The sequence below is a fragment of the Cellulosimicrobium sp. CpK407 genome, from assembly GCF_051844275.1.
GTDB classification, from domain to species: Bacteria; Actinomycetota; Actinomycetes; order Actinomycetales; family Cellulomonadaceae; genus Cellulosimicrobium; species Cellulosimicrobium cellulans_G.
In genome coordinates this window covers 75,862-89,879 of the sequence record NZ_JBGNYC010000009.1, presented here as the reverse complement: position 1 = coordinate 89,879, position 14,018 = coordinate 75,862, and the positions used below count along the sequence as shown (strand labels likewise).

The window sequence follows — 14,018 nt, the reverse complement described above, 5'->3', positions numbered from 1 at the left end:
CGTGAGTACCGAGCCCGCAGCGAACCCGCCTGACGCGCGCCCTCCCCAGCAGGGCGGCGCCGCCGAGGGCACCCCGCGCGAGGGTCGTCGGCGCCGCGGGAACCGCCGCGGCCGCGGGCGAGGCGACCGCCCGACGTCGGGCACCCCGACGACCGGCACGACGGCGCGGCGCAGCCGGGGCGAGCGAGCGACGTCGGGCCCGCGACAGGTGAGCCGCGCGCAGCTCGAGCGGGCCGCGCAGGCGCGCGAGACCGTGACGGTCCCGCCGATCACGTACCCCGAGCAGCTCCCCGTCAGTGCCCGACGCGCGGACATCGCCGCCGCGATCCGCGACCACCAGGTCGTCATCGTCGCGGGCGAGACGGGCTCCGGGAAGACGACGCAGCTCCCCAAGATCGCGCTGGAGCTCGGGCGGGGCCGTGCGGGGCAGGTCGGGCACACCCAGCCCCGCCGCATCGCCGCGCGCACGGTCGCCGAGCGCATCGCGGAGGAGCTCGGCACGGAGCTGGGCGGCGTGGTCGGGTACCAGGTGCGGTTCACCGACACCTCCAGCGAGGACACGCTCGTCAAGGTCATGACGGACGGCATCCTGCTCGCCCAGATCCAGCGCGACCCGGAGCTCCTCGCGTACGACACGATCATCGTCGACGAGGCGCACGAGCGGTCCCTCAACATCGACTTCCTGCTCGGCTACCTCGCGCGGCTCCTGCCGCGCCGCCCCGACCTCAAGCTGATCATCACGTCGGCGACGATCGACTCCGAGCGCTTCGCGCAGCACTTCTCCCCCGCGCACCTCGCCCGGCTCGGCGGCGCGCCGGAGTACGTGGTCGACGCGCTGCCCGACGCCGCGCCCGTCGTCGAGGTGTCCGGCCGCACCTACCCGGTCGAGATCCGGTACCGACCGCTGTCGCCGGACGTCGACCCCGGCTCCGGGAAGGCGAAGGGGCGCGCGGGCGCCGAGGAGAAGGACCTCGTGACCGGCATCGTCGACGCGTGCGACGAGCTCATGCGCGAGGGACCGGGCGACATCCTCGTGTTCCTCTCCGGCGAGCGCGAGATCCACGACGCCGCCGACGCGCTCACCGGCCACCTCAAGGACCGCGTGACCGACCCGAAGCACCCGCAGCGCGTCGAGATCCTGCCGCTGTACGCGCGGCTGTCGTCGGCCGAGCAGCACCGCGTGTTCCAGGCGCACTCCTCGCGGCGCATCGTGCTCGCGACGAACGTCGCCGAGACGTCGCTCACCGTGCCGGGGATCCACTACGTCGTCGACCCCGGCACGGCCCGCATCTCGCGCTACTCCAAGGCGACGAAGGTCCAGCGCCTGCCCATCGAACCCGTCTCGCAGGCGAGCGCGAACCAGCGCTCCGGCCGCTCCGGCCGTGTCGCCGACGGCATCGCGGTGCGCCTCTACTCCGAGGACGACTTCGCCTCCCGGCCCGAGTTCACCGAGCCGGAGATCCTGCGCACCTCCCTCGCGTCGGTGCTGCTCCAGATGATCTCCGTCGGCGTCGTCGAGACCCCCGACGAGGTTGCCCGCTTCCCGTTCGTCGAGCCCCCGGACACGCGCGCCGTGCGCGACGGCGTCCAGCTCCTCACCGAGCTCGGCGCCCTCGCCACGTCCGACGGCGTCGCGCGCCTCACCGAGGTCGGGCGCGTCCTCGCGCAGCTCCCCATGGACCCGCGCCTCGCCCGCATGATCTGGGAGGGCTCGAGGCTCGGCGTCGCGCGCGAGGTCGCGATCATCGCCGCCGTCATGTCGATCCAGGACCCGCGCGAGCGCCCCGCCGAGGTCCGCGCGCAGGCCGACCAGGCGCACGCGCGCTTCACCGACCCGCACTCCGACTTCCTCACCTACCTCAACGTCTGGGAGTACGTCCGCGAGCAGCAGCACGAGCTCTCGTCGTCGGCCTTCCGCCGCCTGTGCAAGGCCGAGTACCTCAACTTCCTGCGCATCCGGGAGTGGCAGGACGTCGTCGCGCAGCTCCGCGAGATGTCCAAGCCCCTCGGCATCGACATGTCGTACAAGCCGCGCGCACGCGGCGCGGCCGGCAGCCCGAGCACCTCGGGCGCAGTCGCGGCGGACCCGACCACCGCCCCCGACCCGACCCCCGACAGCCAGGCCTACAAGCGCGCCTGGGACGGCGACACGATCCACAAGGCGCTCCTGTCCGGCCTGCTGTCGCAGATCGGGATGCAGGACACGGGCGAGGTGAAGGCGTCGTCGGTCGCGCACCTCAAGGGCGAGGCGCGTGCCAAGGCGCTGCGGCGCGCGCAGAAGCAGGCGCGCAACGAGTACACCGGCGCGCGCGGCGCGCGGTTCGCGATCTTCCCCGGCTCGCCGCTGAGCAAGAAGCCGCCGGCCTGGATCATGGCGGGCGAGCTCGTGGAGACGTCGCGGCTGTGGGCGCGCGACGTCGCCCGGATCCAGCCCGAGTGGGCCGAGGACCTCGCGGGCGACCTCGCGCGGCGCACGTACTCCGAGCCGCACTGGTCGACCAAGCGCGGCGCCGCCATCGCGACCGAGAAGGTGCTGCTGTACGGCGTGCCGATCGTCGCGGACCGCAAGGTCCTCTACGCGAAGGTCGACCCCGAGGCCGCGCGCGAGATGTTCGTGCGGCACGCGCTCGTGCAGGGCGAGTGGACGACGCACCACCGGTTCTTCCACGACAACCGGAAGCTCCTCGCCGAGGCGGAGGAGCTCGAGGCGCGCTCCCGCCAGCGCGGGCTTGTCGTGGACGACGACGTGCTGTTCGACTTCTACGACGAGCGCGTGCCCGACGACGTCGTGTCCGCCGCGCACTTCGACCGCTGGTGGAAGACGGCGCAGCGCCGCGACCCCGACCTGCTCACCTTCACGCTCGAACAGCTCGTGCCCGACGCCGAGCAGGTCGACACGTCGCAGTTCCCCGAGACCTGGCCGCAGGGCGAGCTCACCCTCCCGCTCACCTACCAGTTCCAGCCCGGGACCGACGCCGACGGCGTGACCGTGCACGTCCCGATCTCCGTGCTCAACCGCGTCGTGCCCGACGGGTTCGACTGGATGGTCCCCGGCCTGCTCGACGAGCTCGCCACGGCGACGATCCGCTCGCTGCCCAAGCCGGTCCGCGTCCAGCTCGTGCCGGCACCGGACGTCGCGCGCGACGTCGTCGCCTGGCTCCGCGAGCACACGCCCGCCTGGGAGGACATGGCCCGCGCGGGCGACATGGCCGAGCCGTTCCCCGTCGCGTTCACGCGCGCCGTCCGGGCGCTGCGCGACGTCGTCATCCCCGACGACGCGTGGGGCCCCGAGCAGGAGGCGCGCCTGCCCGCGCACCTGCGCATGACGTTCCGCGTCGAGGACACCCGCGGGCGCGGCTCCGTCGTCCTGGACGAGTCGAAGGACCTCGTCGCCCTCCAGCGCCGTCTCGCCGCCCAGAACCAGGCGGCGGTCCGCGCGGCGGTCAAGGGCGCGGTGGGCGCTGCTCTTCGCGAGGCGGCGTCGGGGTCGGGAACGTCGGTCTCTGGGTCGGGTTCGGCGGCGGAGGGGGCGTCGGTGCTCGGGCTACCATCCGCGCCGCTCGTTCCTCACGGCGCTCCCGCCAGGCCCGCCACGCCCTTCGCATCCGACGCCCCCTCCACCACCTCCGCGTCCGGCTCGCCGTCCGCCAGCGGTCGGGCCATCGGGGCCGACGGCGCCGTCTCACCCTCGGCGACCGGCTCGCCCGGGCGTGCGGCAGCCGCTGCCGCGACCACGAGCGTGCTCATCACCGAGCAGAGCGGGCTCACGACGTGGCCCACAAGCCTCCCTGACGGGACGCTGCCCAGCACCGTGTCGACGGACCTCGGGGGTGGGGTGGTCGTGCGGGGGTTCCCTGCGGTCGTCGAGGAGCAGGACGCGAAGGGGAAGCCGGTCGTCGCGCTGCGCGTGCTCGCCGACGCGACCGCGCAGGCGCGCGAGCACGCGCGCGGCGTGCGGCGTCTGCTGCTGTCCGAGACGGCGCTGCAGACCGGGCGCATCACCAGCCGGTGGAACGGGACGCAGTCGCTCACGATGGCGGCGAGCCCGTACCGGAACACGGACGCGCTCGTCGCGGACCTCCAGCTCGCCGCGGTGATCGCACTGACGAGCGGGGGCAGCGGGCAGCACGGCACGCAGCCGGACGCCACGGCGATCCACGACGGCGAGGCGTACGCGGCGGCGCGGACGTTCGTCCGGGCGCACCAGGAGGACCAGGTGCACCAGGTGGTCGGGCACGTCGTGGCGGCGCTCACGGCGTCGCGGAACCTCGACGCGGAGATCCGCGCGTCGAACAGCCTCGCGCTGCTCAACACGCTCACCGACCTGCGCGACCAGGCCGCGGGCCTGATCCACGACGGCTTCGTGTCCCAGACCCCGCCCCGACGCCTGCCGCACCTCACGCGCTACCTGCGCGCGGCGTCGTACCGGCTGGAGAAGGCGCAGACGAACCCGAACCGCGACGCCGAGCTCGCGTGGCGCGTGCACGACGTCGAGGAGGCGTACCAGCGCGCCCGGGCCGCCTACGCCCAGGGCTCGGCCGACCCGGTCCGCGCGGCCGACCTGGCCGAGGCCCGGTGGCTGGTCGAGGAGCTGCGCGTGTCGCTGTTCGCGCAGCAGCTCGGCACGGACGGCCCGGTGAGCGAGAAGCGCATCCGCAAGCTCCTCACGCCCGACGGCTGGTGACACGAGGCCGCGCACGGCGCGGGCGCCGCCCGCCGCCTCGCGGTCAGCAGGTCTCGAACACGTACGAGTACGGCTCGCCCGTCTCCTCGACGGGGTCGATCCCGCTCACGTCCGTGTCGGGCGTGACGAGGTAGAGGTCGCGCAGCACGGTGAGCGGTGCGCGGTCGGGCAGGGCGCACGCGTCGGCGAACGTCAGCCCCTCGCCTGCGAGCGGGCCCGGGTACTCGACCTGCAGCACGTGGTCGCCGTACACGTCGGTGTACGCGGCGCACTCGTCCCAGACGGCGCACTCCTCGGTCACGGCGAAGTCGAAGCCGAGGTCGTCGTGCGCGACCTGCGTGATCTCCGCGGCGTTCTTCTGCGCGATGGCGAGCCCGGCGTCGTGCGCGAGGTCGACGTACGCCGTGGCGAGCGCGTGCGCGCCGGCCTCGTCGATCTCGGCGAACCGGGTCCAGGTGTCGAGGTTGTCGATCTCGACGGCGTCGAACCCGTCGCCCGCGCAGCCGGTGACCACCGGACCGAGGACGTCGAGGATCCCGTCGCGCTGCGCCGCGGTCGACGGGTCGAGCACGAACTCGTCCGGCCAGTCCGGGTCGACGACGAGCACGCCGTCGGCGTCGTGCAGCAGCAGGTCCTCGTGCGCGAGCCACAGGTCGGCGTCGTCGGGCTGCGTCTGGAAGCCGTTCACGTAGCACACGTTGTACGCACCGGAGAGCGGCGCCGCCGTCGCGTCGCGCACCACGACGTCGGGAGTCACCGGACCGGAACCGGCGTCGACCTCGTCGTACGCGCCGCCGAGCTGGTAGTCGAGGACCCCGCTCGTGGGCGGCAGCTCGACCAGCGCCGCGGTCGTCGCGTCGGTCGTGGTCGTGCGCGCCGTGTCCGGGACGGGGCTCGTGCCGCCGACGGCGGGGCCGCCCGCGCACGCGGTCAGCACCAGCGCCGAGCCGAGTGCCAGGCCGGTCGTCGTTCGTCTCATGTGCTCGTTCCTCTCGTCGTGACGCGCTGCCCGCGCGCCATGGTGGGGGTGCCGATCAGGAGATGCAGGACGGCCCGAGGTGTCAGGCGAACACCTGCGTGCAGAGCCGGTCGACGGCGTCGCGCACGGCCCCCCGCGCCGGGGCGAGGTACTTGCGGGGGTCGGTGACGGCGTCGTGCGCGTCGAGGAAGTCTCGCACCTGACGCGTGTAGCCGACGTTGAGCGCGGTCCCGACGTTGATCTTGCGGATCCCCCGCGCGACGGCGTCGCGCAGCATCGGGGCAGGGACACCGGACGACCCGTGCAGCACGAGCGGGACGGGGACCTCCGCGGCGATCCGCTCGACGAGGTCGAGGTCGAGCTCCGCGGTCGTGCTCGTCATGGCGTGGGAGCTGCCCACGGCGACGGCGAGCCCGTCGACACCGGTCGCCGCGACGAAGGACGCCGCCTCGTGCGGGTCGGTCCGCACGCCGGGTGCGTGCGCACCGTCCTTGCCGCCGATCGCGCCGAGCTCGGCCTCGACCCACAGCGTGGTGTCGTGCGCGGACCGGGTGAGGTCGCGGGTCGTGGCGACGTTGTCCGCGTAGTCGAGGTGGGCGGCGTCGACCATGATCGACGTGATCCCGAGTCGCCACGCCTGGTCGACCACCTGACGCGCGAGGTCGACGTCCTGGACGTGGTCGAGGTGCAGCGAGACGGGGACGCGTGCCGCGACGGCGATCTCGCGACAGGCCGCGACCAGGGCCGTCATGCGGCCCTCGTGGTAGCGGACGGCGTTCTCGCTGATCTGCAGGATGCCGGGAGCCCCGGCGTCCTCGAGGCCGGCGACGATGCCCTCGGCATGCTCGAGCGTGATGACGTTGAACGCGAGCACGGCGCCGCCGTCGCGCGCCGCCGCAGCGACGAGGTTCCCCGTCGCGGCCAGGGTCACAGGGCACCTGCCGGCACACGGGCGCGGAGCGGCTCGGGGAGCAGGTCGCCGTGCGCCGTGACGAGCTCGTCGCACAGGGCCCAGATCTGCTCGGGGGTGAGGGTCGAGGACGCGTTCGGGTCCATGAGCACGGCCTGGCGCACGAGCCGAGGGTCGCCGGTGCGCGCCGCCTCGACGGTGAGCGCGCCGACCGAGACGTACGGCTGGTTGAGCGCCGCGCACTGGGCCGGGAGCGAGCCCATCGGCACGGGGCGCAGGCCGTCGCCGTCGACCGCCGCCGGGACCTCGACGACCGCGCCCTGGGGCAGGTTGTCGATCAGCCCGTGGTTGGGGACGTTGACGTGCACCTCGCGCGGCGTCCCGGTGACGAGCGAGTGGATGATCTGGGGCGCGTACTCGCTCGCGCCGTCCTCGAGCGCGAGGTCCTCGCCGGCGGCGAGCGCACGCCGCGCCGCCTCGAACTCCGCGACGTTCTCCCGGCTGATGCCGACGTACTCGAGCGGCTGCAGGCGGTAGCGCTCGATCTGCTCGTCGGAGCGGAGGAACCACGGCAGGTACTCGGAGGAGTGCTCGCTCGTCTCCGTCGGGTAGTAGCCGAGGCGACGAAAGATCTCGACCCGGACGCGACGCTCGAGCCCGGGGTCGCGGCGGATCGTCTCGCGCAGCCGGGGGTACAGCGACTCGCCCTGGTGCTCCCACTCGAGCAGCCACGCCTGGTGGTTGACGCCCGCGGCCCGGTACCGCGTCTCCTCCACCGGGACGCCCACGAGCTCCGCGAGGTCGTGCGCCGTCCAGTAGACGGAGTGGCAGAGCCCGGCGACCTTGAGGTCGGGAGCGACGGTGGAGACCCACCACACGTTCATCGCCATCGGGTTCGTGTAGTTGAGCAGCCACGCCTCGGGGCACAGCTCGCGCACGTCGGTCGCGATGCCCTCGAGCACCGGGAACGTGCGCAGCGCGCGGAACACGCCACCGACGCCGGTCGTGTCGCCGATGGTCTGGCGCAGTCCGTGGCGCGCGGGGATCTCGAGGTCCTTCAGCGTCGCGTCGATGCCGCCGACCTGGATCATGTTGACGACGAAGTCGGCACCGTCGAGGGCCTGGCGACGGTCGGCGTACGCCTCGACGGTGGCCGACGCCCCGAGCTGGCGGCTCACTTGACGCGCGGTGCCCTCGGCGACGCGGAGCCGCTCGGGGTCGATGTCGTGCAGCACGAGGCGGGCGTCGGCGAGCTCCGGGTAGCGCAGGATGTCGGCGACGAGCTGGCGGGTGAAGACGACGCTCCCGGCGCCGACGAACGCGATGCTGACCATGTCGACGATCCTCGGCGCCGTCGAGCGCACTGTGCAAGAATACGATCAGATTTCGCTGATAACACTCACTTTGAATGAGCGATTTGCCTCGTCCGGGCGCCGAGGGCCTCGGGCGTGCGCCCCACAACCGCCGGAAGGAAGCGCATGTCCGTCGCACCCGACGCCGCGCCCCGCGCGATCTCCCACAAGCGCAGCGACCGCATGATGCGGGCGCTGACGTACGTCAACGAGCACGGCACGGCACGCCTCACGGAGCTGGTCCGCGAGCTCGGCGTGTCCTCGGCCACGATGCGGCGCGACCTCGCGGACATGGAGGAGCAGGGCCTCGTGCTCCGCACGCACGGCGGGGTGCGCGCCCTCGACCCCACGACGGAGGTCCCGGTGCTCCTGCGCGACTCCCGGTTCCGCGAGGCCAAGCTGCGCATCGCCCAGCACGCCGCCGGGCTGCTCCCGCCGGGGCGCTACTCCGTCGCGATCAGCGGCGGCACGACGGCGGCCGCCGTCGCGCGCGCCCTCGCGACGCGACCCGACCTCGCGATCGCCACGAACGCCCTGACGACGGCGACCGAGCTCGCCGCGCGCAGCAACCTGCAGGTCATCATGACCGGCGGGTTCGTCCGGTCGAGCTCGCTGGAGGCCGTCGGTGTGCTCGCCGAGCACACGTTCAACGCGATCAACGTCGGCACGGCCTTCCTGGGCACGGACGGCATCAGCGTGCGCGGCGGCGCGACGACGCACGACGAGACCGAGGCGCGCACCAACCACGCGATGGTCGCGCACGCCGAGCGCGTCGTCGTGGTCGCGGACGGGTCGAAGGTGGGGCGCGTGACGCTCGCCAAGATGGCGGACCTCGAGGAGATCGACGTGCTCGTGACGGACTCGTCCGCCGACCCGGAGGCCCTCGACGCGATCGCGGCGGCCGGTGTCGACGTCCAGGTCGTGCCCGACGACGGCCCGGTCACGGCCGTGCAGCCGGCCGAGGGGCCGACCACGCCGCTCTGACCCCGCAGCGGGTCTACGGCACCGGGAGCGCCACGGCCTCGACCTCGACCTCGCCGACGAGACGGCGGGCCAGGTCCGCGTCCAGGACGGCCGCACCGGGGACCTGGGCGTTGGCCGTGCCCGCGGCGGCACCGAGCGCCACCGCCGCGGCGAGGGAGGCCCCCGTGTCGAGCGCGACGAGCATCCCGCCCAGGAACGAGTCGCCGCTCCCCACCGGGAAGCGGCCGACGTGGCCCCCGAGCCGCACGCGCAGGACGCTCGTGCCGTCGCTCGCCCACGCCCCCTCGGCGCCGTCCGTGACGACCACGAGGCCGCCCGACCGGTCGCGGATCCCGGTGACGAGCGCTGGCCCCGGGGTGTCCTCGGGGACGCCCAGCAGCTCTGCCGCCTCGACCCGGTTCACCTTGACCAGGTCGGGCCCCTCCCCCACGGCACCCGCGAGCGCCGGACCGTGGCTGTCCACGGCGACGCGGGCACCCGCCGCCCGCAGCCGACCGACGACGGCGCCGACCACGCTCGGCGCGATGGTGCCGGGGAGGCCGCCGGACAGCAGCCACCACCCGCCGTGGTGCGCGGCGAGGTCGAGCGCGAGCCCGACGGCACGGTCGAGCGTGTCCGGCCCCACCGGGACGGCACGCTCGTAGATCTCGGTGAGCGCACCGGTCTCTGCGGCCAGGACCGAGACGCACGTGCGCGTCGGGTGCTCTCCGGGCACGACCCGCAGGTCCACGCCGTCGGCTCTCGCCCCCGCCGCGACGTCCTCGCCCGATCCCCCGGCGAGGACCGCGACGGCGGTCGTGCGGGCGCCGAGCGACGCCGCGGCGCGGACCGCGTTGAGCGCCTTCCCCCCGCCGACGCGACGGACCTCGCGCGGGCGCTGGATCCCCTCGAGCGCGTCGACGACGTACGTGACGTCGAGCGAGGGGCTGAGGGCGAGCGCGGAGATCATGCGAGCGCGGCACGCAGCGCGGCCAGCGTGGCCTGCGCCCCGGTGCCCCCCGGGCCGCGCGTCGACAACGAGCCGGCGCAGGCCGCCCAGCGCACGCGTTCGGTCTCGTCCTCGATCCCGTGCGCGAGGGCCGCGAGGTAGCCGGCGTCGAAGCTGTCTCCGGCGCCGGTCGTGTCGACCACGTCCACGGCGAGCCCCGGGGCACGCACGTCGGCTCCGGCCGGTCCCACGGACCACCCGCCGCGCGCACCGTCCTTGACCACGACGCGGGGGCCGCGCGCGGCGACCGCCCGGGCGAGCGCGACGTCGGGATCGCCGGTGTGCGGCGCGTCCCGCACGCCCGCGCCGAACGCCGCCGCGACGGCTCGCAGCTCGTTGCGGTTCGGCAGCAGCACGTCCACGTGGGGCAGCAGGTCCGCGAGCCCGGTCCAGCGCTCGGCGGGATCCCAGTTCGTGTCGAGGGTCGTCGTCCACCCCCGCGCGCGTGCGGACGCGAGGACCGCGGGCAGGTCCGCGGCGAGGCGCGGCTGGAGGAAGAACGACGCGACGTGCACGACGCCGGGCGGCCCGTGCCAGCCGTCGAGCACGGCGAGCGCGTGGGAGCCGGTGAGGGTCGGGATCGTGCCCGGGACCGTGAGGATCGCCCGGTCGTCGGGCGTGGAGAGGATGACCGAGAGCCCTGTCGGCTCGTCGTGGGCGACGTCGACGGCGGAGACGTCCACCCCGGCGGCGCGCAGCGCGTCGAGCGTGAAGGTGCCGAACGTGTCCGCGCCGACGCGCGCGACGAGCGTCGTCGGCACCCCGAGGCGCGCGACGCCGGCCGCCGCGATGCTGGCCGAGCCGCCGAGGACGAGGTCGCCGGAGTCGGCGAGCTGCTCGGCCTGGCCGAAGCGCGGGACGACGTCGCCGCGCAGCACGAGGTCGACGTTCGCGTCGCCGACCACGACGACGGGTCGTGCAGTCGTCCGGTCGGGTCCGTGGGGCAGGGTGCGGGGCGTGGTCATCCCTTGACTCCGGTGAAGGTCATGGTGGCGATGAACTGGCGCTGGGCGAACAGGAAGAACAGCACCAGCGGCAGGGTCGCGACGACGTTGCTCGCCATGAGCAGCGACCAGTCGGTCCGGCGCGCGCCCTGGAAGTTCGTGATCCCGAGCTGGAGCGTGAACGACGACGGGTCGTTGATGGCGATGAGCGGCCAGACGAGGTCGTTCCACGAGCCGAGCAGCGTGAAGATCGCGAGCGTCGCGAGCGCGGGCCGCGCGAGCGGGAGGATGATCCGCCAGAACGTCGCGAGCCGGGAGCACCCGTCGAGGACGGCCGCCTCCTCGAGCTCGGGCGGGAGCGACAGGAAGAACTGGCGCATGAGGAAGATCCCGAACGCCGACGCGAGCCACGGGACCATCGCGGCGGCGAGCGTGTCGATGATGCCGATGCGCGCGAAGAGGACGTACGTCGGGACCATGAGGAGCTGGGTCGGGATCATGATCGTCGCCATGATCGCGAGGAACCCGAACGTGCGGCCCGGGAACTTGAGGCGCGCGAACCCGTACCCGGCGAGCGAGCACAGCACGATGTGCGACGCGACGGCGACGACCGAGACGAGGACGGTGTTCGTCGTCCAGCGCAGCACGTCGGTCTCGGTGAAGAGCTTGACGTAGCCGTCGAGCGTGAGCTGCGAGGGCCAGAACCGCGGAGGGAACCGGTTGATCTCCGCCTCGGGCGTGAGCGACGTGAGGAACATCTGCACGAACGGCGTCGCGAACAGCGCGGCGACGGGGACGAGCAGCAGGTGCCACAGCCAGGCGCGTCGCCGCCGGCGCCGCGGTGCGGGGGTGGCGGTGGCGGGGAGCGGGCCGTCCGGGGCGCCGGGTGGCGCCGCCTGCGGTCCGCCGGGCGTCGTGGCGTAGGCGGCAGGTCCGGGAACGGTCGTCGACATCAGAGTCCACCAACCTTCGTGCGGCGGGAGTAGAGCGTCACGGCGATGGTGATGAGCAGGGTCACGGCGAACAGCCCGTACGCCACGGCCGAGGCGTACCCGAACTCGAGCTCCTTGAACGCCGCCTTCCACAGGTAGTACACGATCGTCTCGGTCGATCCGAGCGGGCCGCCGCGCGTCGTCGTGTAGACGAGGTCGAAGAGCTGGATCGCCTGGATCGTCTGCCAGATGGCGACGAACACCGTGACCGGGGCGAGCTGGGGGAACGTCACGTGCCAGAACGACTGCCACCGGTTCGCGCCGTCCACGCGGGCGGCCTCCGCGAGCTCGACCGGGATGTCCTGGAGCGCGGCGAGGTAGATGACGGTCGTGAACGCGGCCTGCCCCCACAACGACATGATCGTGATGACGACCATCGCCTGCGACGGGTCCTCGAGCCAGCCCTGCTGCGGGAGGCCGAGGACGCGCAGCACGTTGTTCACGAACCCGAACTGCGGGTTGAACAGGTAGGTCGTGAGGATGCCGGTGGCCGCCGCGGAGACCACGAACGGCAGGAACACGAGGGTGCGGTAGACCCCGACCAGGACGAGCCGGCGGTTGAGCGCGACCGCGAGACCGAGCCCGAGGAAGAGCGACGCCGGGACGAACAGCGCGGTGTACAGGAGCGTGTGCCCTACCGCCGCTCCCAGCTCGGCGTCGGTCAGCATGCGCCGGTAGTTGTCCGCGCCCACCGGTTCCGGGGCGGAGAAGCCGTTCCAGTCCTGCAGCGACAGCAGGAACGCCCAGACCGCGGGAAAGATCGACAGACCGACGACGAGGAGCGTCGCCGGGGTGACGAAGCCCCACCCGGCGAGCGCCTCCCCCGTCCGGCGGCGCCGCGGGGGCCGCCGGACGGGGGTGGGCGCGATCGTCGTCGTCACTGGTCCGCCAGCGCTTCGTCCGACCGGTCGGCGGCCCGCTCGAGCGCCTCGCGCGGTTCTCCCTTGCCCTGGAGAACCTCCGAGACCGCTGTGCCGACGGCCTCGGAGAGGTTCACGTACCCCGGCACGGTCGGGCGGGGGATCGTCGCGTTCTCGCTGTTCTGCGCCATGACGTCCAGGCCGGGCATCGCCGCGACCTGTGCCTGGAACTCAGGCGAGTCGATCTCGCTCTCGCGCAGCGGGAGGTTGCCGTAGACGACGTTCCAGCGCACGTCCTGCTCGGGGTCGGTCAGCCACTTCGTGAACTCGTACGACCAGTGCTCACGGTTCGCGTCCTGGTGGTCGAACAGGACCCAGAGGTCGGCGCCGGAGATCGTCGTGTGCTCGCCGTCGTAGGCCGGCAGGGGGACGACGCCGTACTGCGTGCCCGCGACCTGGAGGTCGTACAGCGTCCACGGCCCGGACGTGACCATGCCGATCTGGTCGCTCGCGAAGATCTGCGTGAACTTGGTGTCGGTCTGGTCGAGGTAGACCGACCCGTCCTCGACGGCCATGTCGCGCAGGAACGTCAGCGCGTCCACGCCGGCGTCGGAGTCGAACGTCGCGGTCGTGCCGGACTCGTCGAGGATCTCCCCGCCCCGCTGCCACAGGTGCGGCCAGAACTGCCACGTCGTCTCCTCGGAGCCGGAGACCCCGTAGGCGTAGCCGTACGTGCTCGTCGCGGGGTCCGTGAGCTCCTTCGCCGCGGCGCGGAAGTCGTCCCACGTCCAGTCCTCGGTCGGGTAGTCCACGCCGGCGGCGTCGAACACCGTCTTGTTGTACAGGAGGGAGAGGTTGTCGACGACGGCCGGGAAGCCGATGGTGGTCTCGCCGTCCGGCTGGGCGGTGGCGCGAGCGGCGCCGGAGAACTCGTCCCAGCCGACGTCGGGGTCGCTCACCTGGTCGGTGATGTCGAGCGTGCGCTCCGACTCGGCGAGCTCGCTCGCCCAGGAGCCGAACGCGTAGGAGATGTCCGGGTAGGTTCCGCCGGCGAACGAGGACGACAGCTTCTGCAGCAGGTCCTCCGTCGACGGCGCGCCCGACGACACCTCGATCGTCACGTTGGGGTGGAGCTCCTCGAACTCCTCGGCGAGGCCCGTGAGGATCGTCTGGGCCTGGTCGGCCTGGCCGGTCCACCACGTGAGCGTGACGTCGGCCTCGGGGTCGAGGGTCGTGGCGCCCTGCGTCCCGGACGAGCACGCGGCGAGCAGCAGCGCGCCGGAGACGACGACCGCTCCGGCGGCTCCCCGGGCCACGGTGAGAGG

Annotated in this window: 10 protein-coding genes; 2 read left to right on the top strand and 8 right to left on the bottom strand. The window is 73.4% G+C overall.

Annotated features, from left to right (window positions below):
* The first annotated feature begins 1 nt into the window (after position 1).
* Positions 2-4,684 carry an ATP-dependent RNA helicase HrpA gene (hrpA, locus tag ABWU78_RS06385; protein ID WP_439157877.1) on the top strand — a complete coding sequence of 1,561 codons (4,683 nt, stop codon included), beginning with the start codon at positions 2-4 and terminating at the stop codon, positions 4,682-4,684.
* Positions 4,685-4,727: 43 nt separating this feature from the next.
* Here the strand turns inward: hrpA and ABWU78_RS06380 are convergent, their stop codons facing one another.
* From ABWU78_RS06380 to ABWU78_RS06370, 3 genes are all read right to left on the bottom strand, one after another.
* On the bottom strand, positions 4,728-5,663 hold the full coding sequence (locus tag ABWU78_RS06380; RefSeq protein WP_439157876.1) for an endo alpha-1,4 polygalactosaminidase: 936 nt from the start codon (positions 5,661-5,663) through the stop codon (positions 4,728-4,730).
* Between the two features lie 82 nt (positions 5,664-5,745).
* Positions 5,746-6,594, bottom strand: coding sequence for a class II fructose-bisphosphate aldolase (locus ABWU78_RS06375; RefSeq protein WP_439157875.1), 849 nt, complete (start codon positions 6,592-6,594; stop codon positions 5,746-5,748).
* Positions 6,591-7,907 carry an alpha-glucosidase/alpha-galactosidase gene (locus ABWU78_RS06370; protein ID WP_439157874.1) on the bottom strand — a complete coding sequence of 439 codons (1,317 nt, stop codon included), beginning with the start codon at positions 7,905-7,907 and terminating at the stop codon, positions 6,591-6,593. Before ABWU78_RS06370 ends, ABWU78_RS06375 begins: the two co-directional genes overlap by 4 nt.
* A 144-nt stretch (positions 7,908-8,051) precedes the next feature.
* Between ABWU78_RS06370 and ABWU78_RS06365 the strand changes: the two genes are divergently transcribed.
* A complete protein-coding gene (locus ABWU78_RS06365) occupies positions 8,052-8,909 on the top strand; it encodes a DeoR/GlpR family DNA-binding transcription regulator (protein WP_087470278.1) in 858 nt (285 codons plus the stop codon).
* Positions 8,910-8,922: 13 nt separating this feature from the next.
* Here ABWU78_RS06365 and ABWU78_RS06360 read toward each other — a convergent pair whose 3' ends face one another.
* The 5 genes from ABWU78_RS06360 to ABWU78_RS06340 are packed head-to-tail and all read right to left on the bottom strand — an operon-like array spanning position 8,923 to position 14,009.
* Positions 8,923-9,858: a 1-phosphofructokinase family hexose kinase gene (locus ABWU78_RS06360; protein WP_204538252.1), complete on the bottom strand. Its 936-nt coding sequence runs from the start codon at positions 9,856-9,858 to the stop codon at positions 8,923-8,925.
* The gene (locus ABWU78_RS06355; RefSeq protein WP_439157873.1) at positions 9,855-10,862 is read right to left on the bottom strand and encodes a carbohydrate kinase family protein; all 1,008 of its coding nucleotides are present in this window, start codon (positions 10,860-10,862) and stop codon (positions 9,855-9,857) included. The genes ABWU78_RS06360 and ABWU78_RS06355 overlap by 4 nt, the downstream gene beginning before the upstream one ends.
* Positions 10,859-11,794 (bottom strand): carbohydrate ABC transporter permease, encoded by a 936-nt coding sequence (locus ABWU78_RS06350; protein WP_439157872.1) that lies wholly within the window; start codon positions 11,792-11,794, stop codon positions 10,859-10,861. Before ABWU78_RS06350 ends, ABWU78_RS06355 begins: the two co-directional genes overlap by 4 nt.
* Positions 11,794-12,714 carry a carbohydrate ABC transporter permease gene (locus ABWU78_RS06345; RefSeq protein ID WP_253054747.1) on the bottom strand — a complete coding sequence of 307 codons (921 nt, stop codon included), beginning with the start codon at positions 12,712-12,714 and terminating at the stop codon, positions 11,794-11,796. The genes ABWU78_RS06350 and ABWU78_RS06345 overlap by 1 nt, the downstream gene beginning before the upstream one ends.
* Positions 12,711-14,009, bottom strand: a complete 1,299-nt coding sequence (locus tag ABWU78_RS06340) for an ABC transporter substrate-binding protein (protein ID WP_439157871.1) — start codon at positions 14,007-14,009, stop codon at positions 12,711-12,713. Before ABWU78_RS06340 ends, ABWU78_RS06345 begins: the two co-directional genes overlap by 4 nt.
* Positions 14,010-14,018 lie beyond the last annotated feature (9 nt).

Excerpts from the sequence above, each read along its gene's own strand:
- ABWU78_RS06380 (WP_439157876.1), bottom strand. The coding sequence starts at position 5,663 with ATGAGACGAACGACGACCGGCCTGGCACTCGGCTCGGCGCTGGTGCTG.
- ABWU78_RS06370 (WP_439157874.1), bottom strand. The coding sequence starts at position 7,907 with ATGGTCAGCATCGCGTTCGTCGGCGCCGGGAGCGTCGTCTTCACCCGC.
- ABWU78_RS06365 (WP_087470278.1), top strand. The coding sequence starts at position 8,052 with ATGTCCGTCGCACCCGACGCCGCGCCCCGCGCGATCTCCCACAAGCGC.
- ABWU78_RS06360 (WP_204538252.1), bottom strand. The coding sequence starts at position 9,858 with ATGATCTCCGCGCTCGCCCTCAGCCCCTCGCTCGACGTCACGTACGTC.
- ABWU78_RS06355 (WP_439157873.1), bottom strand. The coding sequence starts at position 10,862 with ATGACCACGCCCCGCACCCTGCCCCACGGACCCGACCGGACGACTGCA.
- ABWU78_RS06350 (WP_439157872.1), bottom strand. The coding sequence starts at position 11,794 with ATGTCGACGACCGTTCCCGGACCTGCCGCCTACGCCACGACGCCCGGC.